The sequence below is a fragment of the Streptomyces sp. NPDC028722 genome (genome assembly GCF_040637655.1).
Lineage (GTDB): Bacteria > Actinomycetota > Actinomycetes > Streptomycetales > Streptomycetaceae > Streptomyces.
The window spans coordinates 206,948-229,860 of sequence record NZ_JBEZWU010000009.1 but is presented as its reverse complement, the minus strand read 5'-3'; the positions used below and the strand labels follow the sequence as shown (position 1 = coordinate 229,860).

The following is a 22,913-nucleotide window of genomic DNA, read 5'->3' as shown; positions in this document are numbered from 1 at the left end:
GAGCCGGTCCGGGCGTACGCGAGGGGCCGGTCCCCCCATCGGGTGACCGGCCCCTGGAACGTCGTGGGAACTAGCGGCGGTGCTGGGAGTCCGCCACCGTGACCTCGACCCGCTGGAACTCCTTCAGCTCGCTGTAGCCGGTGGTGGCCATGGCGCGGCGCAGGGCGCCGAAGAAGTTCATCGAGCCGTCGGGGATCCGGGACGGGCCGGTGAGGACCTCCTCGATCGTGCCGACCGTGCCGAGGTCGACCTTCTTGCCGCGGGGCAGCTCCTCGTTGACGGCCTCCATGCCCCAGTGGTGACCCTTGCCGGGCGCGTCGGTGCCCCGGGCCAGCGGGGAGCCCATCATCACCGCGTCGGCGCCGCAGGCGATCGCCTTGGGCAGGTCGCCGGACCAGCCGACACCGCCGTCCGCGATCACGTGCACGTACCGGCCGCCGGACTCGTCCATGTAGTCACGGCGGGCCGCGGCCACGTCGGCGACGGCGGTGGCCATCGGGACCTGGATGCCGAGGACGTTGCGCGTGGTGTGCGCGGCGCCGCCGCCGAAGCCGACCAGTACACCGGCCGCGCCGGTGCGCATCAGGTGCAGCGCGGCGGTGTACGTGGCGCAGCCGCCGACGATGACCGGCACGTCCAGCTCGTAGATGAACTGCTTTAGGTTCAGCGGCTCGTGCGAGGACGACACGTGCTCCGCCGACACCGTCGTACCGCGGATGACGAAGATGTCCACGCCCGCGTCCACGACCGCCTTGGAGAACTGGGCGGTGCGCTGCGGGGAGAGCGCGGCGGCGGTGACCACACCGGAGTCGCGCACCTCCTTGATGCGGGCGCCGATCAGCTCCTCCTTGATGGGGGCGGAGTAGACCTCCTGGAGACGGCGGGTGGCCGTCTCGGCGTCCAGCTCGGCGATCTCGTCCAGCAGCGGCTGCGGGTCCTCGTACCGGGTCCACAGACCCTCGAGGTTCAGCACGCCGAGGCCGCCCAGCTCACCGATGCGGATCGCGGTGGCCGGGGAGACCACGGAGTCCATCGGGGCGGCCAGGAACGGCAGCTCGAAGCGGTAGGCGTCGATCTGCCAGGCGATCGAGACCTCCTTCGGGTCCCGCGTACGGCGGCTGGGGACGACGGCGATGTCGTCGAAGGCGTACGCCCGGCGGCCGCGCTTGCCGCGCCCGATCTCGATCTCAGTCACGTCTTGGGCCTTTCCCTGATGCGTTTCAGCGTCTTCCAGTATCGCCGACGGGCACGGCAACGGCGGCCCCGCGTGCCGCGGGGCCGCCGTCGACGGTCGGCACGCGCGCGTGGAGGCGCGTGCGTACTGCCGGAGAGCTACCTCTTGCTGCTGTAGTTCGGCGCCTCGACCGTCATCTGGATGTCGTGCGGGTGGCTCTCCTTCAGACCCGCCGAGGTGATCCGCACGAACCGGCCGCCCGCCTGGAGCTCGGGCACGGTCCGGCCGCCGACGTAGAACATCGACTGGCGCAGACCACCGACCAGCTGGTGGACGACGGAGGACAGCGGGCCGCGGTAGGGCACCTGGCCCTCGATGCCCTCGGGGATCAGCTGCTCGTCGGAGGCGACGCCCTCCTGGAAGTAGCGATCCTTGGAGAACGACCTGCGCTCGCCACGGGTCTGCATGGCACCGAGCGAGCCCATGCCGCGGTACGACTTGAACTGCTTGCCGTTGATGAACAGCAGCTCGCCCGGGGACTCCTCGCAGCCCGCGAGGAGCGAGCCGAGCATGACCGTGTCGGCGCCCGCGACCAGGGCCTTGGCGATGTCGCCGGAGTACTGGAGGCCGCCGTCGCCGATCACCGGGACACCGGCGTCCTTGGCGGCCAGCGCGGCCTCGTAGATGGCGGTGACCTGCGGGACGCCGACGCCGGCGACCACGCGGGTCGTACAGATGGAGCCGGGGCCGACGCCGACCTTGATGCCGTCGGCGCCCGCGTCGACCAGGGCCTGCGCGCCGTCGCGCGTGGCGACGTTGCCGCCGATCACGTCGACACCGGCGGCGTTGGACTTGATCTTGGCGATCATGTCGCCGACCAGCCGGGAGTGACCGTGCGCGGTGTCCACGACGATGAAGTCGGCACCCGCCTCGACCAGGGCCTGGGCGCGCTCGTAGGCGTCACCGGCCACGCCGACCGCCGCACCGACGAGCAGACGGCCCTCGCCGTCCTTGGCGGCGTTCGGGTACTTCTCCGCCTTGACGAAGTCCTTGACCGTGATCAGGCCCTTGAGGACGCCCTCGTCGTCGACCAGCGGCAGCTTCTCGATCTTGTGCTTGCGCAGCAGCTCCATGGCCTCGGGGCCGGAGATGCCGACCTTGCCGGTGACCAGCGGCATCGGGGTCATGACCTCGTGCACGCGGCGGCTGCGGTCGCTCTCGAACGCCATGTCGCGGTTGGTGACGATGCCGAGGAGCTTCTTGTCCCCGCCGGTCACCGGCACACCGCTGATGCGGAACTTCGCGCACAGCGCGTCCGCCTCGGCGAGGGTCGCCTCCGGGTGGATGGTGATCGGGTCGGTGACCATGCCGGACTCGGAGCGCTTCACCAGGTCGACCTGGTTGGCCTGGTCCTCGATGGAGAGGTTGCGGTGCAGGACACCGACGCCGCCCTGGCGGGCCATCGCGATCGCCATGCGGGCCTCGGTCACCTTGTCCATGGCGGCGGACAGCAGCGGGATGTTGACCCGCACGTTCTTGGAGACGTACGAGGCGGTGTCGATCTCGTCGGGTGCCATGTCCGACGAGCCCGGCAGCAGCAGCACGTCGTCGTAGGTCAGCCCGAGTGTCGCGAATTTTCCGGGCACTCCGTCGATGTTGGCAGTCATGACACCCTCCCCAAATGGCCTTGCTCGGTGCGGATGTCCATGCTAACGGGAAGCATCGTCAGCAAATTCCACGGTACGGGGTCGCTTCAGGCTTCGTACGTTCGTACGGAATCGGCGGCGCGCCCGTTCAGCGGCGGGCCACGGGGGCCCCGCACAGGGGGGATTACTGTTCGGCGAGCGCCCGCAGGCGGCTCAGGGCCCGGTGCTGGGCCACACGGACCGCACCGGGTGACATTCCCAACATCTGCCCCGTCTCCTCCGCGGTCAAGCCCACGGCGATGCGCAGCAGCAGCAGTTCGCGCTGGTTCTCGGGGAGGTTGGCCAGCAGTTTCTTGGCCCACTCGGCGTCGCTGCTGAGCAGGGCGCGCTCCTCGGGGCCGAGGGAGTCGTCGGGCCGCTCGGGCATCTCGTCGGACGGCACCGCGGTCGACCCGGGATGGCGCATGGCCGCCCGCTGGAGGTCGGCGACCTTGTGGGAGGCGATGGCGAAGACGAACGCCTCGAAGGGGCGGCCGGTGTCGCGGTAGCGGGGCAGGGCGAGGAGCACGGCGACGCAGACCTCCTGGGCGAGGTCCTCCACGAAGTGGCGCGCGTCGCCGGGGAGCCGGGACAGCCGGGTGCGGCAGTAGCGCAGCGCCAGCGGGTGCACATGGGCGAGGAGATCGTGCGTGGCCTGCGCGTCGCCGTCGACGGCCCGGTGCACGAGCGCGCCGATCCCCCCGTGGGCCGTGCCCGCCTCGTCGTCGCGCATCGGTCCATGGTGCCTTGCGGCCGTCCGGTCCGTCGCATCGTGTCCGTGGTTGTGCACCGAAGCGTTATGAGCAGGTGCGCCGGCACTCATTCCCTGCGCCCTCCCCTTCCGCTCGACCGACTCGTCCCCGAGAGACTCCACACCCTCAAGGATGCGGCATCCGCGCCGAAACGGGCAGCGCGCGTCCGGCGGGCCGCCTTGCACCTCGCCTGTCGGGAGGTGGGGCGGGTTGGTGTTCCGGGGCGCGCACGCCCGGAGCGCGCGGCCCCACGGCGCGCGCCGCGGACGGTTGCCGCCCACGCGTCCGGTACGGCCACGGGCGCCGCGGGGCGTGCCCCGGCCGGACGCCGGAAGCGACCGCACCGACCGCCCTTACCTCGGGAAACCATACGGGCCCGGACACCGGGCGCCCACCCGGGACGGGATCGGCACGCGGTCCCGCGGTGGGCGCGGGAAGCGTTCCCGCCGTACGGACCGCGCGGCGCGGGTGCCCGGAGCGGCCGCGCCGACCCGGCATCCGGGTGACCGGGGACCACGGTGTGCGCCGGGCCCGCCGACGCCGCACGGCGCCCCCGTCCCCCACCGCACCGCGAAGGAACACCGCGAAGGAACTCACGGCGGCCCGGAGCGACGCGCGGCGGCCGGACGCAGCCTCCGGCGTTCCACCGCACGCCCGGCGACCTGACGGCACCGGTCCGGCACCCGGGCGGCACCGGTTCCGCTTCCCCGGGGGCCCCTCCGCCGTCGGGTCGGCCGGTCGGCGGCGAGGGAGCCGGAAGGGGAACGGAGAGCGGGGCGGGGGCGGGGCGCTGCCGGGCGGGACCCGGCAGGAGGTGCCCCGCGGGGCCGCTCACCCGCTACCGGACCAGTCCCCAGCGGAAGCCGAGGGCCACCGCGTGGGCCCGGTCGGAGGCGCCGAGCTTCTTGAACAGGCGCCGGGCGTGCGTCTTCACGGTGTCCTCGGAGAGGAACAGCTCGCGGCCGATCTCGGCGTTGGACCGGCCGTGGCTCATGCCCTCCAGCACCTGGATCTCGCGCGCGGTGAGGGTGGGCGCGGCGCCCATCTCGGCCGAGCGCAGGCGGCGCGGGGCGAGTCGCCAGGTGGGGTCGGCGAGGGCCTGGGTGACCGTGGCCCGCAGTTCCGCGCGGGACGCGTCCTTGTGCAGGTAGCCCCGCGCGCCCGCGGCGACCGCCAGGGCCACACCGTCGAGGTCCTCGGCGACGGTGAGCATGATGATGCGCGCGCCCGGGTCGGCGGACAGCAGCCGGCGCACGGTCTCTACGCCGCCCAGGCCGGGCATGCGCACATCCATGAGGATGAGATCGGAGCGGTCGGCGCCCCAGCGGCGGAGGACTTCCTCGCCGTTGGCCGCCGTCGTCACGCGCTCGACACCGGGCACGGTCGCGACCGCGCGGCGGAGCGCCTCTCGGGCAAGCGGGGAGTCGTCGCAGACGAGGACGGATGTCATGACCGCCCTCCGCAGCTGATGCGCGTCACCTTGAGCCTCCAGGCTGGTACGGAATCGTCACCTGTGCGGTCGACCGTCTCGGACGCCTGCCCGAGCGCTTGTTTTTTCAACCGCCTCCGCACTCTCAACGACGGTCACTCGAAAGAGTTACGGGGCCGCGTGCCGTCTTCGGCACTCTATGTGAGGGCATCGACACGGTGCAGACATGCCCGTCGGACTCTCAAGTTTTCATCACAACCTATGACCCATTCAGCCCCTTTTCTTCCCGTTTCGCAGTGTCCGGTACTAGATTCGCAATGAGTCATATTTTCATCTCCTTAGACCGGAGACGTACGGTCGTCGGCACCGCTTCCGCCCAGAACGGCTACAAGGGGTCACGTAATGGCAGATTTCTCCCGCCTTCCCGGACCGAACGCGGACCTATGGGACTGGCAGCTGCTGGCTGCCTGTCGCGGCGTGGACAGCTCGCTCTTCTTCCACCCCGAGGGCGAGCGCGGGGCGGCTCGGAGTGCTCGCGAGAACTCGGCCAAGGAGGTCTGCATGAGATGCCCGGTCCGTGCCCAGTGCGCCGCGCACGCACTGGCGGTGCGCGAGCCGTACGGCGTCTGGGGCGGCCTGACCGAGGACGAGCGCGAAGAGTTGATGGGGCGGGCCCGCAACCGCCTGGTGTCGGCGTCGACCACCCACGGCGACACCGCCCCCGAGCACTGAGCACCGAGCACTGAAGGAACGTTTCTGTAAGGATCGCGGCGACCCACCCCTCAGCGGACAGCGCGCGCGTGCACGTGACCGGCCGCGCTAGCTGCGTGCGGCCGCCGCCTGCGCCGTGCGGGCCAGTTGTTCCAGCGTCGCCGCCACGGCCGGCACCTGTGCCAGGTCGGGCAGGGTGAGGGCGACGATCTCCCGCCGTACCGCCGGTTCCAGCCGTACCGTCCGCGCACCCCTCGGCCGTACCGACTCCACCGCCAGCTGCGGCAGCACGGCGACCCCCAGACCCGCGCCGACCAGGCCGACCACCGCCGGATAGTCGTCGGTGGCGAAGTCGATGCGCGGAGTGAAGCCCGCCTTCTCGCACACCTCGACCAGCTGGCCCCGGCAGCGCGGGCAGCCCGCGATCCACGGTTCGGCGGCCAGCTCTCCGATCGCGACGTCCTCCGCGCGCGCGAGCCGGTGCCGCTCGGGCACCAGGGCGACCAGGCGGTCCGTCAGCAGGGGCCGTACGACGAGGTCGTCCCAGTCCTCCGCGACCGCCGCGCCCTCGTAGCGGAAGGCCAGGGCCAGGTCGCAGTCGCCCTCGCGCAGCAGTTCGACGGATTTCGGGGGTTCCGCCTCCTCCAGGGAGACGCGGGTGCCGGGATGGGCGGCGCGCAGGGCGGCCAGGGCGGTGGGGACCAGTGTGGAGCTGCCGCTGGGGAAGGAGACCAGCCGGACCCGGCCCGCGCGCAGACCGGCGATGGCGGCGACCTCCTCCTCGGCCGCGGTGAGCCCGGCGAGGATGCCGGAGGCGTGCCGCACCAGGGCCTCGCCCGCCTGGGTGAGGCGCATCTCGCGGCCCGCGCGGACGAGCAGCGGGGTGCCGACGGAGGTTTCCAGGGCCTTCATCTGCTGGCTGACGGCCGGCTGGGTGCAGCCCAGCTGGCGCCCCGCCGCGGAGAAGGAGCCGGTGGTGGCGACGGCGCGCAGTACGCGGAGATGACGGGCCTCGATCACTCCTGGAGCATAAGGCAACCTTGGATGGGACGTCCGATCGCGCGTCGGCGCTTTGGGCTGAGGTCCCGTACCGTGCGGGGAATGAAGGTGCTCTCGGTGAATGTGGGCTGCCCCCGGCGCGTGCCCTACACGGGTCAGCCGAACGGGCTGACCGGTATCGACAAGCGGCCGGCCGACGGGCCGGTGCGGGTGGCCGCGCCCGGGCCCAAGGGGACCGGCGGGAGCGGACTCGCCGGGGACGCGGTGTGCGAACGGCGCTTCCACGGCGGGAACGACCAGGCGGTGTACGCGTTCGCCCGCGAGGACCTCGACGCGTGGGAGCGCGAACTCGGCCGGCCGCTGCCCAACGGCTGTTTCGGCGAGAACCTGACGACGGACGGCCTGGACGTCTCCGGGGCGCTGATCGGCGAGCGCTGGCGGATCGGTCCCGCGGTGGTGCTGGAGGTGACCTCGGGCCGTGTCCCGTGCCGTACGTTCCAGGGCCATCTGGGCGAGCGCGGCTGGGTCAGGAGGTTCACACAGAAGGGCGCATCGGGTGCCTACCTCCGGGTGATCGAGCCGGGCGAGATCCAGGCGGGGGACACCGTGGAGATCGTGCACCGGCCGGGCCACGGGGTGACGGCGGCGGCGCAGTTCCGCGCGGTCACCACCGACCGGGACCTGCTGCCGGGGCTGCTGGCCGCGGGTGACGCGCTGCACCCGGAGACGCTGGCGGCGGCCCGCGCGTACCTGGCCGCGCGGAGCGGTTGACGGCCGTCGCCGCAGCGGACCCCGGGGACCCGGGTCACTACGCTTGGGCCATGACAACGGCTCTGATTACGGGATCGACCGCGGGAATCGGTGCCGCGTTCGCGCGGCGGCTCGCGGCTGACGGGCACGACCTGGTCCTGGTGGCCCGGGACACCGGGCGGCTGCGCGAGCAGGCGACCGAACTGCACGACCGGCACGGCATCGAGGTGGAGGTGCTGACCGCCGACCTGTCCGAGGACAAGGGCATCGAGGCGGTCGCCGACCGGCTCGCCGACCGGAAGAACCCGGTCGACCTGCTGGTGAACAACGCCGGCTTCGGCAACAAGGGCCGCTATCTGGACGTGCCCATGGCGGACGAGCTGAAGATGCTCAAGGTGCACTGCGAGGCGGTGCTCCGGCTGACGTCGGCGGCGACCGCGGCGATGCGCGAGCGGGGCCGCGGCGGGGTGGTGAACGTCGCCTCCGTGGCCGCCTTCGTCCCGCGCGGCACGTACGGCGCGTCCAAGGCGTGGGTCGTGCAGTTCACCCAGGGGGCGGCGAAGGACCTGGCCGGCAGCGGGGTCCGGCTGATGGCGCTGTGCCCGGGCTTCGTGCGCACCGAGTTCCACGAGCGGGCCGGCATGGGCACGGACAACATCCCGGGCTGGATGTGGCTGGACGCCGACAAGCTGGTCGCGGCGGCCCTGGCCGACCTCGCGCGCGGCAAGACGGTGTCCGTCCCCGATCCCCGGTACAAGACGCTGATGGGGCTGGTGAAGGTGGCGCCGCGCGGGCTGCTGGGCGGGATCAGCGCGAAGACCGGGCGCAAGTACGGGCCGCGGTAGCGGACGGGGGACGCCGCCGTCCCGTGATCGCGGCGGTCCGCTGGCCCGTCCGGGCGACCGGGCCGCGCGGACCGGGGGCAGCGGGCGGCGGTACACACGGTGAACAGGGCGAAGGCCCGGTCCCCTGCCGGGAACCGGGCCTTCACTCGGGCGCGTGCTCGCTCAGTGAGCGTGACCGTGGCCGTGGCCCGCGGCCTCCGGCTCCTCTTCCTTCTTCTCGACGACCAGGGTCTCGGTCGTGAGCAGCAGGGAGGCGATGGAGGCGGCGTTCTCCAGGGCGGAGCGGGTGACCTTGACCGGGTCGATGACGCCGGCCTTGATCAGGTCGCCGTACTCACCGGTGGCGGCGTTGTAGCCCTGTCCCGCCTCGAGGTCCTTGACCTTGGAGACGATGACGTAGCCCTCCTGGCCGGCGTTCTCGCCGATCCAGCGCAGCGGCTCGACCACGGCGTTGCGGACCACGGCGACACCGGTGGCCTCGTCGCCGGTCTTGTCCAGGTTGCCGGCCAGGACCTTGGAGGCGTGCACCAGGGCGGAACCGCCACCGGAGACGATGCCCTCCTCGACCGCGGCGCGGGTCGCGGAGATGGCGTCCTCCAGGCGGTGCTTCTTCTCCTTCAGCTCCACCTCGGTGGCGGCGCCGACCTTGATCACGCACACGCCGCCGGCCAGCTTCGCGAGGCGCTCCTGGAGCTTCTCGCGGTCCCAGTCGGAGTCGGTGTTCTCGATCTCGGCCTTGATCTGCGCGACGCGGCCGTGCACGTCCTCGGTCTTGCCGGCGCCGTCGACGATCGTGGTGTCGTCCTTGGTGACGGTGATGCGGCGGGCCGAGCCCAGCACGTCGATGCCGACCTGGTCGAGCTTGAGGCCGACCTCCTCGGAGATGACGGTGCCGCCGGTGAGGGTGGCGATGTCCTGGAGCATGGCCTTGCGGCGGTCGCCGAAGCCGGGGGCCTTCACCGCGACGGCGTTGAAGGTGCCGCGGATCTTGTTGACGACCAGGGTCGACAGGGCCTCGCCCTCGACGTCCTCGGCGATGATCAGCAGCGGCTTGGAGGCACCGGCCTGGATGACCTTCTCCAGCAGCGGCAGCAGGTCGGCGATGGCGGCGATCTTGCCCTGGTGGATGAGGACGTACGGGTCCTCCAGGACGGCCTCCATGCGCTCCTGGTCCGTCACGAAGTACGGCGACAGGTAGCCCTTGTCGAAGGCCATGCCCTCGGTGAAGTCCAGCTCCAGACCGAAGGTGTTGGACTCCTCGACGGTGATGACACCGTCCTTGCCGACCTTGTCCATCGCCTCGGCGATCAGCTCGCCGACCTGCTGGTCCTGGGCGGACAGCCCGGCGACGGCGGCGATGTCGGACTTCTCGTCGATGGGGCGGGCCGTGGCGAGCAGCTCGTCCGAGACGGCCTTGACCGCGGCGTCGATGCCCTTCTTCAGGGCGGCCGGGGAGGCACCGGCGGCGACGTTCTTCAGACCCTCGCGTACCAGCGCCTGGGCGAGCACGGTGGCGGTGGTGGTGCCGTCACCAGCGATGTCGTTGGTCTTGGTCGCCACCTCCTTCACCAGCTGGGCACCGAGGTTCTCGAACGGGTCCTCGATCTCGACCTCGCGGGCGATCGTGACACCGTCATTGGTGATGGTGGGGGCGCCGAACTTCTTGTCGATGACGACGTTGCGGCCGCGGGGGCCGATCGTCACCTTCACCGTGTCGGCAAGCTTGTTGACGCCGCGCTCAAGGGCGCGACGGGCGTCCTCGTCGAACTTCAGGATCTTCGCCATGACAGCGGGAGCCCTCTCCGAAATCAGTGGGTGAAAAGAGACTGCGCCCCGGGCGCCCGGCTTCTTATCGATTCGCGGGGGCCAGGGGCGCAGCTCAGAGCAGCGAAGTGCTTGAGGTGATTACTTCTCGATGATCGCGAGGACGTCGCGAGCCGAGAGCACGAGGTACTCGTCGCCGTTGTACTTCACCTCGGTGCCGCCGTACTTGCTGTAGAGGACGACGTCACCGACCTTGACGTCGAGCGGCAGACGCTCGCCGTTCTCGAACCGGCCCGGGCCCACGGCGAGGACGGCGCCCTCCTGGGGCTTCTCCTTCGCGGTGTCCGGGATGACCAGGCCAGAGGCCGTGGTCTGCTCGGCGTCCAGCGGCTGGACCACGATGCGGTCCTCGAGCGGCTTGATGGCAACCTTGGAGCTGGTGGTCGTCACGATCCGACCTCCCCCTTCGGAGATCTCGGGGTTGACTGTCTGAGGTGGCGACCAGGTCGATCCGTCGTCGCGGGTGCCGGATCTGCCCGTCGCTTTGTTGGCACTCTCGACTGCCGAGTGCCAGGGCCGAGACTATGACCGCGATTAGCACTCGGTCAAGCGGAGTGCCAGTGCGCGCGGCGCGTCGCCCCGATTCGGGGGGTGCCGGGGCCTGCCGTTGACCCGCTGGCGGCCGGTGCCGGACCTACAGATAGTCCTCGAGACGGCCGACGGTCAGCCCGCGCTCCTGCACCTTGCGCAGCACCCGCGTCGTGCGTTCGCGCAGGGACAGGCCGGTCGACTCGTCCGGGCCCACCAGGACGATGTCGCCGGGGCGCAGCCGACGCGGGCCGTGGGTGTAGACGAGGCCGGCCGGGGTCAGGGCGGCGCGCCACAGGGCGATCGCGGTGATGCCGCAGTCCGCCGCCGCGCGCCGGGTGGTGGTGTCGTACGAGCCGTACGGCGGGCGGAAGAGGCGCGGGCGGACGCCGAGGCGGGCGCGGAGCCGGTGCTGCTGGCCGCAGATCTCGGCCCGCTGGGAGGCGTACGGCGTGCCGGCCGACGCCCGGTGGTCGAGGGTGTGGTTCTCGATGCCGGCGCCGAGCGCGCGCAGGCGGGCGAAGTGGCCGTAGCCGGGGCCGGCGACGCTGTCGGTGAGGAACACGCTGACCGGCAGCCGCAGTTCGCGGACCATGTCGACGAAGCGGGGGTCCTGTTCGGCGCCGTCGTCGTAGGTGAGGAAGACGACCCGGTCGCGGGTGGGGACGTGGTCGGCCACCGGGGGCAGGGTGTGTGCCCCCGGGTGCGCGGACAGCGGCCGGGCGGTGTGCAGCGGGGAGCGGGCGAGCGGTTCGCTCAGCCCCCAGCGGCGGTAGCCGCGGTCGGGGGCCGGGCCGTGCGGGCGCACCCCTTCGGCGGCCTTCTTGCCGAGCCGCTCGATGGGGTCGACGGACGGGGCGCAGCCCGTCAGGAGCAGGGCCGCGGCGAGGACCGCGGCCGGGCCCCGCGGCGTCACAGGTAGTCCTCCAGGCGGGCCACGGCGTAGCCCTCGCGCGTGACCTTGTCCAGGAAGCGGCGCATGTCGTCCAGCATCGTGCCGTCCCAGTCGTCCCGGCCCCGGAAGTGGGTGAGGACGATGTCGCCGGGGTGCAGGCTGCGGTCCCACTCGCGGTACTCCCAGTGGTCCACGAAGACCTCTTCGTCCCAGATGGGCGCGTATTTGATCCCGCAGGACTTGGCGGCGCGCAGGGTGTCGCCGTTGTAGTTGCCGTACGGCGGCCGGAAGACGGTGGGCGCCTTGCCGAACTGCTTCTTCATGATGTCCTGCATGCCGCAGATCTCGTGCCGCTGCTCGTCGTAGGACAGTCCGGGCAGGTAGGGGTGGGTCAGGGTGTGGTTGTTGAGGGTCACGCCCTGCGCCTGCATCCTGCGGAAGTAGCCGTAGTCCTCCTTGACGAGGTAGTTGCTCAGGAAGGCCGTGTACGGGATCTTCAGCTCGCTCATCATGCGCAGGAACGCGGGGTCCTTCTCCGCGCCGTCGTCGATGGTGAGGAAGACGACCTTCTGCCGGGTGGGGACGGTCGTGAAGACCGGCGGGAGCCGCTCCTCCTCCTGCCCGTCCACCTCGAAGCCGTCCCGGGCGGTGATCTCGGGCTTCCTGGCGGGCGGGGCCGGGGGCGTGAGCGGGGTGCCGGCCAGGCCCCAGCGGTGGGCGGCGGCGGCCAGCCGGGCGTGTTCCGCGGCCTGGCGGGCGCGTTCGGCGGCCTGGCGGGTCCGCGGGTCGGAGGCGCGGGCCGGGCCGCCCTGTCCGGCGGCCGGTTCGGTGCCTCCGGCGCAGCCGGTGAGGAGGGCGGCGGCGGCCAGGGCGAGGGCTGCGCAGCGGACGGCCACCGGCACGCCCGATGCCTGACTTTTGTCATTTTGTACTACTACTCGCATGGTGTCGGATCCTCCCAGGCCGCGGCCCCCGCTCCCGGCCGACACCGCCGCCGGACGCGCACCATCCACCGACTGGCCCACAATGACCCGGTGAACGACCTCGCTCTGCTCCTCACCCCCGAAGGCCGCGCCCTCCTCGACGAGGTGCGTGACACCGCCCCGGCGGACGAACTCGCCGTCGCCACCCGGCTGCGCCGCGACCACCCCGCCGAGCTGGTGTCGGCCGCGCTCGGCCAGGCCCGGCTGCGGCAGCGGGCGGCGGCCAAGTTCGGGGCCGAGGACGCCGGGCGGATGTTCTTCACACCGAACGGGGTCGAGCAGTCGACACGGGCCGCCGTGGCGGCGTACCGGGCGCGGCGGTTCGCGGACCTCGGCGTCACCTCCGTCGCCGACCTGTGCTGCGGGATCGGCGGTGACGCCATCGCGTTCGCGCGGGCCGGGATCCGCGTGCTGGCCGTGGACCGGGACCCGCTGACCGCCGCGGCGACCCGCGCGAACGCCGAGGCGCTGGGGCTCGCCGGACTGATCGAGGTGCGGGAGGCGGACGTCACGGAGGTCGGCGTCACCGGGTACGACGCGGTGTTCGTGGACCCGGCCCGGCGGGGCGGACGCGGCCGGATCTTCGACCCGGAGGCGTACTCGCCGCCGCTGTCCTGGGCGGTCCATACCGCCGCCGCGGCACCGCGCGCCGCGCTGAAGATCGCCCCGGGCATCCCGCACGAGGCGGTGCCCGACGCCGCCGAGGCCGAGTGGGTCTCCGACGGCGGCGACGTCAAGGAGGCGGTGCTGTGGTTCGGCACCGGGACGCCGGGTGCCGTGCGGGCCACGCTGCTGCCCGGCCCGCGCACACTGGCCGGCCGCGGCCTGCCCGATCCCGCGGTGCGGCCGGTGGGACGGTATCTGTACGAGCCGGACGGCGCCGTGATCCGCGCCCACCTGGTCGCGGAGGTGGCCGAGGAGATCGGCGGCGGCCTCGTGGACCCCACCATCGCCTACGTCACCGCCGACGAGCTGCGGCCCACGCCGTACGCCTCCGCCTACGAGATCACCGACCGGCTCCCGTTCAACGTCAAGAAGCTGAAGGCGCTGCTGCGCGAGCGCGGGGTCGGCACGCTGACCGTGAAGAAGCGCGGCTCGGCGGTCGAGCCGGAGGAACTGCGCCGGAAGGTGAAACCCCAGGGGCCGAACGCGGCCACCGTGTTCCTCACGCGGGTGGCGGGAGCGCCGACGATGCTGGTCGGGGCCCCGGTCCGGGCCGCCGCCGGAGCGTACGGGCCCTGCTGAGCGGCAGGGCCCGTACCTCGCGTCGTGGGGACGGCGACGGCGTGCCGGTCGCTCTCCTCGTACCGGTAAGGCCCGCGCCCGCCTTCTTCCCGCCGCCCCGCCGGCCCCGCGCTACCGCAGCTCGAAGCCGAACGCCGCCTTCGTGTACGGCGCCCGCACGGCCTTGCCGCCGAAGGCCAGGGCCGCGTCCGTGGTCAGGCCCGAGGGGCGTCCGCGCAGCACCCAGACCGCGCCGTTGCCGCCGTCCTCGCCGGGGGCGGCGGCGGCCAGGTCGGCGTGGCCGTTGCCGTTGATGTCGAGCAGCCGGACCACGTACCCGAAGGAGTCGGACTGCTCGGCGGTGCCGGGGACGCCCTCGGTGTTCTGGCCGAACGCCTGGGCGCCGGCGCCGGTCAGTCCGGAGCGGCTGCCGCGCAGCACGTCCACCACTCCCTCGCCGTTCTCGTCGGGCGCGCCGACCGCGAGGTCGTCGATGCCGTCACCGGTGATGTCGCCGACCGCGACCGACCGGCCGAACTTGTCGGTCCCCTCCCGGCTGCCGGGGACGCCGGGCGTGTCCTGCGTGAACCGCTTCCAGGTGTCCCGGCCGCCCAGCCCGGCGGCGCCGCCGTACATCACCCAGACCGCGTTGTCGTTCTGGAACCCGGTGACGAGGTCGTCGTACCCGTCGCCGTCGAGGTCGCCGATGGCGGCCGCGCCGTCACCGCCCGGGTGCAGGTCGGTGACACGGGTGAGGCCGCCGGGACCGCTCAGGTAGAGCACGCTGCAATCGTTGCCGTCGCCGCAGTAGCCGGTCAGCACCAGGTCGGTGCGGCCGTCGCCGTTGATGTCGCCGGTGTCGCCGTCGCGGATGTCGATGTACTGGAGGTGGTCGGGGTCGAGCGGGGTCCGCGCGGCCGGGGTGCCGGTGCGCTTGAGCGGGCCCTTCCAGATCGTGGCGGTGGTGCCGGCCGGGTCGTCGCCCCCGCCGGAACCGGCGCTGAACACGGCGAGGTCGAGGCGCCCGTCGCCGTCGAAGTCACCGGTCTGGGTGTCGGTGGCCGGGATCTGCCTGCCGCCGGACAGTCCGCGCGGCCCGCCCCAGACGACGGCCCCGCCGTCCCGCGGCGAACGGCTGCCGACGACGAGGTCCGCGTAGCCGTCGCCGTCCAGGTCGCCCTCGGAGATCTGCTGTCCGAAGCCCTGTCCCTTGACGGGGTCGCCGGGGATGCCCGCGGTGGCCCGGCTGAGGATCGCGCGGTGACCGGTGGACAGGCCGTGCGGGCCGCCGTACATCACGGCGACGTAGCCCGCCCCGGCCCGCCCGCCGACGGTGGCGTTCGGGGCCCCGACGGCCAGGTCGGCGTATCCGTCGCCGTTGAAGTCGTCACGGGCCGGTGCGGCCTTGGACGGGCTCGCCCCGGACGGGGCGGCGGACGCGGCCGGGACGGTGACGGTGAGGGCGGTCAGCCCCAGGGACAGTGGCAGCGCCCAACGGGCGTGCGAACGCAGGCGGAACAACGGGAAACCCCCTGATGTACGGCGACTTGGTCACCGCAGGAGACCCGGGGGCCGCCCGGAGGGTTGTGCGACTGCCGGCGTCGGCGAGCGGCTGCGGCGCGGACGCGTCCCGGCCGCCGGTCCGCTTCTCCCCACGTCCTGCACGGAACCCGCGTGACCCGGGGTTGCACGCGGCCGCGAACTCGTCGCCCCCGCGGCCCCGGCGCTCTTCCACAGCCCGCCGCCGGGCCCGGCACCAGAACGCCCGCCGGGGCGGGGCCGGCGGTCCTCAGCCATCACCGGCCGCCGGCCCGCCGCTCATCCCAGTGTCACCGCCGGCACCGGATTGCTGCCGCTCCAGGAGGCGTTGAACCCGAAGGTCACCGAACCGCCGTCCGGGACGGCGCCGTTGTAGGAGGCGTTGGCGCACGACACGGTCGTCCCCGACTGGGTGCAGGCGGCGTTCCAGGCCTGGGTGATCCGCTGGCCCGCGCCGTAGCTCCAGCCCACCTTCCACGAGGACAGCGAGGCGCCGGAGCAGGAGATCTTCACCTGCCCGGTGAAGCCGTCGTTCCACTGGCTGGTGACGGTGTACGCGGCGGTGCAGGCACCGGGACCCGGGGGCGGGGTGGTGGTGGAGCCGCCGAGCGCCTCCGCGATGCCGTGGTACGCCGGTTTGGGCTGGTAGTTCTCGTCGTACGGGGTCGCCGCCCCGTAGCCCGGGAAGGTGCCCGGCACCCACGAGTCGGCGTCGGTGAAGCCCCAGACGGTGACGTTGGCGCAGCAGGTCACGGCCGTGCAGGCGGCCACGACGGACTTGAAGTCGGCCGCCTGCTGGGCGAGCTCGGTGCTGTCGGCCGGCAGCTGCATGCGGACGTCCAGCTCGGTGATCGCCACGTCGACGCCCAGGTCGGCGAAGCGCTGGATGTTCTGCTGGAGCGTCGACGGCACCTGGCCGAGGATCAGATGGGCCTGGAGGCCGACGCCGCCGATCGGCACGCCCTGCGCCTTGAGGGACTTCACCAGGTCGTACAGGGCGGTGGACTTCGCGTTGACGCCCTCGACGTTGTAGTCGTTGATGTACAGCTTGGCGTCCGGGTCGGCCGCGTGCGCCCAGGTCAGGGCGTTCGCGATGTAACCCGGGCCGAGGCCGTTGTACCAGAGGTCGGAGCGGTAGGTGCCGTCCTCGTTGAAGGGTTCGTTGACGACGTCCCATGCGGCGATCTTGCCCTTGTAGCGGCCGACCTCGGTGCTGATGTGGTTCTGGAGCAGGCCGCCGAGCTGGGCGGGGGTCCAGGTGCCGTTGGTGAGCCAGCCCGGGTTCTGGCTGTGCCAGACCAGGGTGTGGCCGCGCACCTGCTGGTCATGGGCCTGGGCGAACGCCACGATCTGGTCGGCCTCGGTCCAGTTGAAGCTGCCCCGGGTGGGCTCGACGGTCTCCCACTTCATGGCGTTGCCGGGGGTGAGCGAACCGAACTGGCTTCCGGCGATGTCGCCGTAGGCCCCGGTGAGCCGGGAGCCGGTGACGGCGGTGCCGACGACTTTGCCCTTCGCCGCCGCGAGGTCGCGCAGCGGGGGGTCGGCGGCGTGCGCGGCGGGCGCGGTGAACAGCAGCGCGGCGCCGGTCAGCAGGGATGCGAGGGATGCGAGGGGTAAACCGGCCCTCAGAGATCTCATGGCGGGTGCCTCCGAAAGTTTCGGTCGAACAACCGATTGACTCGGAGCAGTGTGGGGTGGTGTCCGGCACCCGTCAATACACCGCGGCCCTCAGACCGCGGCGGGCGCCGCCGTGCTCGACCGCACCACCAGACTCGTCGCCAGCTCCACCCGGGTCGCCGCCCGCTCCCCCTCGGCGCGCCCCAGCTCCAGCACCAGCCGGGCCGCGGCCTCGGCCATCTCGGTCAGCGGCTGCCGTACGGTCGTGAGCGGCGGGCCCACCCAGCGGGCCACCGGCAGGTCGTCGAAGCCGACGACGCTCAGGTCCTCCGGGACGCGCAGGCCGAGTTCGCGGGCGGCCTCGTACAGGCCGAGCGCCTGGAGGTCGTTGCCCGCGAAGACGGCGGTCGGCCGGTCCGGGCGGCGCAGCAGCTTCAGGCCCAGGCGGTAGCCGGCGTCGTGGTGGAAGTCGCCGGTCACGACGAGCGAGGGGTCCACGGACACGCCGGCCGTCTCCAGGGCCGCCCGGTAGCCGTCGACCCGGGCCCGGCTGCACATCATCCGGGACGGGCCGCTGATCGCGCCGATCCGGGTGTGGCCGAGTTCCACCAGGTGCCGGGTGGCCGCCAGCCCGCCCTGCCAGTTGGTGGCGCCGATCGAGGGCACGTCCGGGCCCGGGTCGCCGGCCGGGTCCATCACCACGAACGGGATGGACCGGCTGGTCAGCAGCGCCCGCTGGGACTCGTCGAGCCCGGACAGCACCAGCACCACGCCGTGCGGGCGGCGGGCGGCGACCTGGTCGGCCCAGGTCCGGCCCGGGGTGAGCCGCCCGGCCGACTCGGACAGGACGACGCTCAGACCCGCGTCCCGGGCCACGTTCTCCACGCCCCGGATGACCTCCATCGCCCAGGCGCTCTCCAGCTCGTGGAAGACGAGGTCGATCAGCGGCGACCGGGAGGCCTCGGCGCGCCGGCGCCGGTAGCCGTAGGCGCGCAGCAGATCCTCGACGCGGGCGCGGGTGGCGGGGGCGACGTCGGCCCGGCCGTTGAGGACCTTCGAAACAGTCGGAGCGGACACCCCGGCCTCACGGGCGATCTCGGCGAGGGTCGCCGTCTGCGTCTCTGCGGGCTTCGAAGGCTTCATGCCCGCGATCGTAACCCCGGTGCCCGTCGCGACGAAGGGTCACGCCCGTAACGTGGGCGCCCGCAACATTCGCTGTGTAATCAGAAATATTCGGTGCGGAGGACTCCACCATGGCGGGTTCAGGCCGCTGCTCGGTCCTCGACGGGCAGGCCCAGCCGGCCGGCCACGGTGGTGAGGGCCGCTCCCAGGGGCAGCGCGACCCGGGTGAGGGCGTGCCGGTCGCCGCGGGTCGGGTCCCGGTTGACGATCAGCACCGGTTTCCCGGCCTCGGCCGCCTGGCGGACGAACCGGAGCCCGGACATCACCGTCAGCGAGGACCCGAGGACCAGCAGCGAGGACGCGGCCCGGACCAGCTCCCGGCAGTGCTCCACCCGCTGGGGCGGAACGGCCTCGCCGAAGAACACCACGTCCGGTTTGAGGATGCCCCCGCACACCGTGCAGGGCAGCACCCGGAAGTCGCCGACCTGTTCGTCGCTGAGGTCCGCGTCACCGTCCGGGTTGATCCCGGCGGCCACCGGCTCGAAGCCCGGATTGGCCTCCTCCAGCCGCCGGGCGAGTTCGCGGCGCGGGCCGAGAGTGCCGCAGGAAAGGCAGACGACGCGGTCCAGGCTGCCGTGGAGTTCCACGACGCCCTCGCTGCCCGCGGCCTGGTGCAGGCCGTCGACGTTCTGGGTGATCACTCCGGAGAGCAGGCCGTGCCGCCCGAAGGCGGCCACGGCCCGGTGCCCGGCGTTGGGCCGGGCGCTGCCGAACGTGCGCCAGCCGAGGTGGCTGCGCGCCCAGTACCGGCGCCGGGCCCCGGCGTCGGCGGTGAAGTCCTGGTAGGTCATCGGGGTGTGCCGGCTCAGGCTTCCGCCCTCGCCCCGGTAGTCGGGGATGCCCGACTCCGTGGAGATGCCCGCCCCGCTGAGCACCAGCACACCGCCGGCGTCCAGCGCGGCGGCGACCGGCTCCGGGTCCGTGGTGCCCGCGGGCAGGTCCTCGGTGGGGGTCCAGCTCAGAGTGGGGCGCATGCGCATGCCGCCAGGGTACGGAACGCGCCGCACTCCTAGAGGGCGTCGAGACCCAGACAGGTTCCCGGCACAGACGGCGAGGGCGGCCGGGTCGTCGCAGTGGGTGGCGGTGACGGGGCTGCTCGGAGCACGACAACCGGGCGCGGCACCGCGGACTTCCGTCGGCCGGGGGGCGTAACGCCGATACCCCGCCTCCGGGAACCCGGGGGCGGGGTATCGAGTGGAGCGCCGGGCAGGCCTTGCACCTGCATCTCCCCGCAGGAAGCGGGACGTCTTTCCTTGGACCACCAACGCACTGCGTCCGGGCCGGTGTTCCGGCCGTTCGCTGTGTGATGATCATAGCGCAGTCCGGCCGGAAGGATCAACCCGGCCGCTCAGCCGTCCGCGCCGCCGTCCGTCACCGCCTCGAACCGCCAGCGGTGCACGGCGCGGGTCACCAGATCCGCGTCCGGCTCGGGCAGCTCGGGCAGCGGGGCGTCGTACGGCGCGTCCCACCACGTGACGACCAGCACCCGGTCCTGCGGCGCGCGGAAGGTCTCGCGCCGCGCCGGCCCGGGGGTCAGGGCCTGTCCGCGGACCCAGGCCAGCAGGTCCTCCCCGCGGCCCGCGGCGGCCCGCGCCTCCCACATCAGCGCGACGGTCACGAGTACAGGTTCTCCTCGCCGACCTCGTGCACGTGATCGTGGCCGTGGCCCGGGACGTGCGGGTCGGTCACCGGCAGGGAGGAGTCGGCCGACAGGTCCCAGGCAGAGGGGACCCGGTTGCGGGCGACCATCTCGGCGCCGAGCGCGGCCACCATCGCGCCGTTGTCCGTGCACAGCTTGGGGCGGGGCACGCGCAGCCGGATGCCGGCCGCCTCGCAGCGTTCCAGGGCGAGGGCGCGCAGCCGGGAGTTGGCGGCCACCCCGCCGCCGATCATCAGGTGGTCGACGCCCTCGTCCTTGCAGGCGCGGACGGCCTTGCGGGTGAGGACGTCGACGACGGCCTCCTGGAAGGACGCGGCCACATCGCGCACCGGGACGTCCTCGCCGGCCGCGCGCCGGGCCTCGATCCAGCGGGCCACGGCCGTCTTCAGACCCGAGAAGGAGAAGTCGTACGCCGGGTCGCGCGGGCCGGTCAGGCCGCGCGGGAAGGCGATGGCCTTCGGGTCGCCCTCCTTGGCGTACCGGTCGATGACCGGGCCGCCGGGGAAGCCCAGGTTCAGCACGCGGGCGATCTTGTCGAAGGCCTCGCCGGCCGCGTCGTCGATGGTCGCGCCCATCGGGCGGACGTCGGAGGTGATGTCCGAGGACAGCAGCAGCGAGGAGTGGCCGCCGGAGACCAGCAGGGCCATCGTCGGCTCGGGCAGCGGGCCGTGCTCCAGCTGGTCCACGCAGATGTGCGAGGCGAGGTGGTTGACGCCGTACAGGGGCTTGCCGAGGGCGTAGGCGTACGCCTTGGCCGCCGAGACGCCGACGAGCAGCGCACCCGCGAGTCCGGGGCCGGCGGTGACCGCGATGCCGTCGAGGTCGCGGGCCGAGACGCCCGCCTCCTTCAGCGCGCGGTCGATGGTGGGGACCATCGCCTCCAGGTGCGCCCGGGACGCCACCTCGGGCACGACGCCGCCGAAGCGGGCGTGCTCGTCGACGCTGGAGGCGATGGCGTCCGCCAGCAGGGTGGTGCCGCGGACGATGCCGACGCCGGTCTCGTCGCAGGAGGTCTCGATGCCGAGGACGAGGGGTTCGTCAGTCATTGATATCGGTTCCTTGTACGGGGGCGGAGCCCGCGGCGGAGCCGCTGCCGGGTTCCGTGGTCAGGCGCATCACCAGGGCGTCGACGTTGCCCGGCTGGTAGTAGCCGCGCCGGAAGCCGATGGGGGCGAAGCCGAAGCGCTCGTAGAGCTTCTGGGCGCGGACGTTGTCGACCCGGCACTCGAGCATCACCTCGTCGCACTCGAACGCGGTCGCGGCGCGCAGCAGCTCGGTGAGCAGGCGGGCGCCGAGGCCGGTGCGCTGGTGGTCGCGGGCGACGGCGATGGTCTGGACGTCGGCCTGGTCACCGGCGGCGACGAGGCCGGCGTAGCCGACGACACGGCCGCCGGACTCGGCCACGAGGTAGCGCCGGGTGGCGTCGGGGCCCCGGGAGTGGGCCAGTTCGGACCAGAACATGCCCCGGGACCAGGCGTCCTCGGGGAAGAGGTCCTTCTCCAGCACCAGGACCGGGTCGATGTCCCACCAGCGCATCTCGCGCAGGACGGGGGCTGCCGGCTGTGTCACTTGGGGGTGACCACCTTGTAGTTCTTGGGGACCTGGGCGTCGGGCCGGCGCAGGTACAGCGGCCGGGGCGCCGGGAGTTCCTCGCCCGCGGCCAGCTTCTCGGCGGCGAGCGAGGCGAGGGAGGCGGCGGACGCGTGCTCGGGCTCGTGGGCGTCCGGGAACGTGTCCGGGTAGAGCAGCGCGCCGGCGCCGGCCGCCGGGAGTCCGGCGACCTGTCCGGCGATGTCGGCCGGGCGGTCGACGGCCGGGCCGGTCAGGCGGGTTCGGGGGTCGGCGTACGTGGCCCAGTAGACCTCCTTGCGCCGGGCGTCGGTCGCCACGACGAAGGGGCCCGTCGCGATGCCTGCGGCGTGGGCGAGGCCGTCGAGCGTGCACACGCCGTACACCGGGACGCCGAGTGCGAGGCCGAAGGTGTCCGCGGTCATCAGGCCGACGCGCAGACCGGTGTAGGGGCCGGGACCGGTGCCGACGACGATCCCGGTGACCGCCTCCAGCTTCAGTCCGGCCCGGGTGAGCACGCGGTCGACGGCCGGCAGCAGCAGCTCTCCGTGCCGGCGCGCGTCCACCTGGCTCGACGAGGCGATGACGTCGGTGCCGTCGTGCAGCGCGACGGTGACGGCGGGTGTTGCGGTATCCAGAGCGAGCAAGAGCACGCGAACAGCCTACGGCGCCCGCGCCGCCCGCATGGCCGTCCGGGTCGTACGGTCACCGACTGCTACGGTCTGTACGAAGTACGACATATCGGATGAAGCAGAGGTGGGCGCACGTGGCAGGGACCAGCTCGGCAGCCGTGACCGCCCTCACCGTCGCGGCCCTCGGCACGGTCGGTCTCCTCGCCTACCGGGCCCAGACGACCGCCCCGGCGGCCCTGGGCGGCACGCCCGCCGCGCACGCGTCCCCCTCGGCGTCCGCGTCCAAGGCACCCCGGGACCGGCACAACCCGACCGCCCTGCCGGGCGGCTCCGGTACGGGTGAACGGGTGGTGTACTCGGTGGACGACGACCGGGTCTGGCTGGTCGACGACCGCGGCCGGATGCAGCGCACGTTCCCGGTGCGCCCGGGGAACGTGGACCCGCCGCCCGGCACCTACTGGGTGACCTCCCGCTCCCACGCGGTCATCGGGACCGACGGCCGGCCCGTCGAGCACGTGGTGCGCTTCACCAGCGTGCAGGGCGTGGCGATCGGCTTCAGCGCGGCGGTGGGCGACGGCACCGGTCCGGCGGCCGACCCGGGGGTGAGGACGGGCGGGATCAGGGAGAACCGGGAGGACGGGGACGCGATGTGGCGGTTCGCGACGATCGGCGTACGGGTGGTCGTGATCCGCTAGCGCGCTCCCGGCCGCCGGGGCGCCCCTCAGGCCGCCCGGGGGTGGGCCTCCCGCACGGGCAGGACCGCGGGCTCCGGGTTCCGGCGCGGTTCCGGGTCCCGCGGCGGCCGGGAGACGGCGTCCGCGGCGGCGCACGACGCCAGCAGATCGCGCATGGACACCCCGGCGGGCACGGCGGGCCGGTGCGGGGGCCGGGCTGCGGTCATGGACGCCTCCTGGA

At 73.0% G+C, this 22,913-nt stretch carries 23 protein-coding genes; 5 read left to right on the top strand and 18 right to left on the bottom strand.

Going from position 1 to position 22,913, the window contains the following annotated elements; translation table 11 throughout:
- Nucleotides 1-70: 70 nt before the first annotated feature.
- The 4 genes from AB0F03_RS17325 to AB0F03_RS17310 form a co-directional block, all read right to left on the bottom strand.
- Nucleotides 71-1,195, bottom strand: coding sequence for a GuaB3 family IMP dehydrogenase-related protein (locus tag AB0F03_RS17325; RefSeq protein ID WP_361992051.1), 1,125 nt, complete (start codon nt 1,193-1,195; stop codon nt 71-73).
- Nucleotides 1,196-1,332: 137 nt separating this feature from the next.
- On the bottom strand, nt 1,333-2,841 hold the full coding sequence (gene guaB, locus AB0F03_RS17320; protein WP_361992048.1) for an IMP dehydrogenase: 1,509 nt from the start codon (nt 2,839-2,841) through the stop codon (nt 1,333-1,335).
- Nucleotides 2,842-3,004: 163 nt separating this feature from the next.
- On the bottom strand, nt 3,005-3,592 hold the full coding sequence (locus AB0F03_RS17315; RefSeq protein WP_356818645.1) for a sigma-70 family RNA polymerase sigma factor: 588 nt from the start codon (nt 3,590-3,592) through the stop codon (nt 3,005-3,007).
- An 857-nt stretch (nt 3,593-4,449) separates the two neighbouring features.
- A complete protein-coding gene (locus AB0F03_RS17310; RefSeq protein ID WP_003948568.1) occupies nt 4,450-5,061 on the bottom strand; it encodes a response regulator transcription factor in 612 nt (203 codons plus the stop codon).
- A 381-nt stretch (nt 5,062-5,442) separates the two neighbouring features.
- On the opposite strand from AB0F03_RS17310, the gene AB0F03_RS17305 reads away from it, so the two are divergent.
- Nucleotides 5,443-5,772 (top strand): WhiB family transcriptional regulator, encoded by a 330-nt coding sequence (locus tag AB0F03_RS17305; RefSeq protein ID WP_361992045.1) that lies wholly within the window; start codon nt 5,443-5,445, stop codon nt 5,770-5,772.
- Nucleotides 5,773-5,859: 87 nt separating this feature from the next.
- On the opposite strand, the gene AB0F03_RS17300 is transcribed toward AB0F03_RS17305, so the two are convergent.
- Nucleotides 5,860-6,771, bottom strand: coding sequence for a LysR family transcriptional regulator (locus tag AB0F03_RS17300; protein WP_361992042.1), 912 nt, complete (start codon nt 6,769-6,771; stop codon nt 5,860-5,862).
- Nucleotides 6,772-6,852: 81 nt separating this feature from the next.
- Between AB0F03_RS17300 and AB0F03_RS17295 the strand changes: the two genes are divergently transcribed.
- The gene (locus tag AB0F03_RS17295) at nt 6,853-7,521 is read left to right on the top strand and encodes an MOSC domain-containing protein (RefSeq protein ID WP_361992040.1); all 669 of its coding nucleotides are present in this window, start codon (nt 6,853-6,855) and stop codon (nt 7,519-7,521) included.
- A 50-nt stretch (nt 7,522-7,571) separates the two neighbouring features.
- Entirely contained in the window at nt 7,572-8,345 is a 774-nt protein-coding gene (locus tag AB0F03_RS17290) for an SDR family oxidoreductase (protein WP_361992037.1), read from the top strand.
- 162 nt (nt 8,346-8,507) lie between these two features.
- On the opposite strand, the gene groL is transcribed toward AB0F03_RS17290, so the two are convergent.
- From groL to AB0F03_RS17270, 4 genes are all read right to left on the bottom strand, one after another.
- Nucleotides 8,508-10,130 carry a chaperonin GroEL gene (groL, locus tag AB0F03_RS17285; RefSeq protein WP_361992034.1) on the bottom strand — a complete coding sequence of 541 codons (1,623 nt, stop codon included), beginning with the start codon at nt 10,128-10,130 and terminating at the stop codon, nt 8,508-8,510.
- 120 nt (nt 10,131-10,250) lie between these two features.
- Entirely contained in the window at nt 10,251-10,559 is a 309-nt protein-coding gene (groES, locus tag AB0F03_RS17280; RefSeq protein WP_066995800.1) for a co-chaperone GroES, read from the bottom strand.
- Between the two features lie 244 nt (nt 10,560-10,803).
- The gene (locus tag AB0F03_RS17275) at nt 10,804-11,613 is read right to left on the bottom strand and encodes a polysaccharide deacetylase family protein (RefSeq protein ID WP_361992031.1); all 810 of its coding nucleotides are present in this window, start codon (nt 11,611-11,613) and stop codon (nt 10,804-10,806) included.
- Nucleotides 11,610-12,536: a polysaccharide deacetylase family protein gene (locus AB0F03_RS17270; RefSeq protein WP_361992028.1), complete on the bottom strand. Its 927-nt coding sequence runs from the start codon at nt 12,534-12,536 to the stop codon at nt 11,610-11,612. Before AB0F03_RS17270 ends, AB0F03_RS17275 begins: the two co-directional genes overlap by 4 nt.
- 90 nt (nt 12,537-12,626) lie before the next feature.
- On the opposite strand from AB0F03_RS17270, the gene AB0F03_RS17265 reads away from it, so the two are divergent.
- A complete protein-coding gene (locus AB0F03_RS17265; RefSeq protein ID WP_361992025.1) occupies nt 12,627-13,820 on the top strand; it encodes an SAM-dependent methyltransferase in 1,194 nt (397 codons plus the stop codon).
- A gap of 111 nt (nt 13,821-13,931) precedes the next feature.
- Here AB0F03_RS17265 and AB0F03_RS17260 read toward each other — a convergent pair whose 3' ends face one another.
- The 8 genes from AB0F03_RS17260 to tsaB all read right to left on the bottom strand — a co-directional run bounded on the left by AB0F03_RS17260 (nt 13,932) and on the right by tsaB (nt 22,019).
- Nucleotides 13,932-15,320, bottom strand: a complete 1,389-nt coding sequence (locus AB0F03_RS17260) for an FG-GAP-like repeat-containing protein (protein WP_361992023.1) — start codon at nt 15,318-15,320, stop codon at nt 13,932-13,934.
- A gap of 297 nt (nt 15,321-15,617) precedes the next feature.
- Entirely contained in the window at nt 15,618-16,976 is a 1,359-nt protein-coding gene (locus AB0F03_RS17255; protein ID WP_361992021.1) for an endo-1,4-beta-xylanase, read from the bottom strand.
- A 90-nt stretch (nt 16,977-17,066) separates the two neighbouring features.
- Nucleotides 17,067-18,098, bottom strand: coding sequence for a LacI family DNA-binding transcriptional regulator (locus tag AB0F03_RS17250; protein ID WP_361992018.1), 1,032 nt, complete (start codon nt 18,096-18,098; stop codon nt 17,067-17,069).
- Nucleotides 18,099-18,217: 119 nt separating this feature from the next.
- Nucleotides 18,218-19,117: an NAD-dependent protein deacetylase gene (locus AB0F03_RS17245; protein WP_361992015.1), complete on the bottom strand. Its 900-nt coding sequence runs from the start codon at nt 19,115-19,117 to the stop codon at nt 18,218-18,220.
- Nucleotides 19,118-19,485: 368 nt separating this feature from the next.
- A complete protein-coding gene (locus AB0F03_RS17240; protein WP_361992012.1) occupies nt 19,486-19,755 on the bottom strand; it encodes a hypothetical protein in 270 nt (89 codons plus the stop codon).
- A complete protein-coding gene (tsaD, locus tag AB0F03_RS17235; RefSeq protein WP_361992009.1) occupies nt 19,752-20,843 on the bottom strand; it encodes a tRNA (adenosine(37)-N6)-threonylcarbamoyltransferase complex transferase subunit TsaD in 1,092 nt (363 codons plus the stop codon). Before tsaD ends, AB0F03_RS17240 begins: the two co-directional genes overlap by 4 nt.
- Nucleotides 20,836-21,333, bottom strand: coding sequence for a ribosomal protein S18-alanine N-acetyltransferase (gene rimI / locus AB0F03_RS17230; RefSeq protein WP_361992208.1), 498 nt, complete (start codon nt 21,331-21,333; stop codon nt 20,836-20,838). Before rimI ends, tsaD begins: the two co-directional genes overlap by 8 nt.
- A gap of 29 nt (nt 21,334-21,362) precedes the next feature.
- On the bottom strand, nt 21,363-22,019 hold the full coding sequence (gene tsaB / locus AB0F03_RS17225; protein WP_361992006.1) for a tRNA (adenosine(37)-N6)-threonylcarbamoyltransferase complex dimerization subunit type 1 TsaB: 657 nt from the start codon (nt 22,017-22,019) through the stop codon (nt 21,363-21,365).
- Nucleotides 22,020-22,132: 113 nt separating this feature from the next.
- Here tsaB and AB0F03_RS17220 point away from each other — a divergent pair, with 113 nt between their 5' ends.
- Nucleotides 22,133-22,693, top strand: coding sequence for a hypothetical protein (locus tag AB0F03_RS17220; protein WP_361992003.1), 561 nt, complete (start codon nt 22,133-22,135; stop codon nt 22,691-22,693).
- 26 nt (nt 22,694-22,719) lie between these two features.
- Here the strand turns inward: AB0F03_RS17220 and AB0F03_RS17215 are convergent, their stop codons facing one another.
- Nucleotides 22,720-22,899 carry a hypothetical protein gene (locus AB0F03_RS17215; RefSeq protein WP_361992001.1) on the bottom strand — a complete coding sequence of 60 codons (180 nt, stop codon included), beginning with the start codon at nt 22,897-22,899 and terminating at the stop codon, nt 22,720-22,722.
- Between the last annotated feature and the right edge of the window lie 14 nt (nt 22,900-22,913).

Coding starts and splice junctions, on each gene's coding strand:
- guaB (WP_361992048.1), bottom strand. CDS start 2,841: ATGACTGCCAACATCGACGGAGTGCCCGGAAAATTCGCGACACTCGGG.
- AB0F03_RS17315 (WP_356818645.1), bottom strand. CDS start 3,592: ATGCGCGACGACGAGGCGGGCACGGCCCACGGGGGGATCGGCGCGCTC.
- AB0F03_RS17310 (WP_003948568.1), bottom strand. CDS start 5,061: ATGACATCCGTCCTCGTCTGCGACGACTCCCCGCTTGCCCGAGAGGCG.
- AB0F03_RS17305 (WP_361992045.1), top strand. CDS start 5,443: ATGGCAGATTTCTCCCGCCTTCCCGGACCGAACGCGGACCTATGGGAC.
- AB0F03_RS17295 (WP_361992040.1), top strand. CDS start 6,853: ATGAAGGTGCTCTCGGTGAATGTGGGCTGCCCCCGGCGCGTGCCCTAC.
- AB0F03_RS17290 (WP_361992037.1), top strand. CDS start 7,572: ATGACAACGGCTCTGATTACGGGATCGACCGCGGGAATCGGTGCCGCG.
- groL (WP_361992034.1), bottom strand. CDS start 10,130: ATGGCGAAGATCCTGAAGTTCGACGAGGACGCCCGTCGCGCCCTTGAG.
- AB0F03_RS17270 (WP_361992028.1), bottom strand. CDS start 12,536: ATGCGAGTAGTAGTACAAAATGACAAAAGTCAGGCATCGGGCGTGCCG.
- AB0F03_RS17255 (WP_361992021.1), bottom strand. CDS start 16,976: ATGAGATCTCTGAGGGCCGGTTTACCCCTCGCATCCCTCGCATCCCTG.
- AB0F03_RS17250 (WP_361992018.1), bottom strand. CDS start 18,098: ATGAAGCCTTCGAAGCCCGCAGAGACGCAGACGGCGACCCTCGCCGAG.
- AB0F03_RS17245 (WP_361992015.1), bottom strand. CDS start 19,117: ATGCGCATGCGCCCCACTCTGAGCTGGACCCCCACCGAGGACCTGCCC.
- tsaD (WP_361992009.1), bottom strand. CDS start 20,843: ATGACTGACGAACCCCTCGTCCTCGGCATCGAGACCTCCTGCGACGAG.
- rimI (WP_361992208.1), bottom strand. CDS start 21,333: ATGCGCTGGTGGGACATCGACCCGGTCCTGGTGCTGGAGAAGGACCTC.
- AB0F03_RS17215 (WP_361992001.1), bottom strand. CDS start 22,899: ATGACCGCAGCCCGGCCCCCGCACCGGCCCGCCGTGCCCGCCGGGGTG.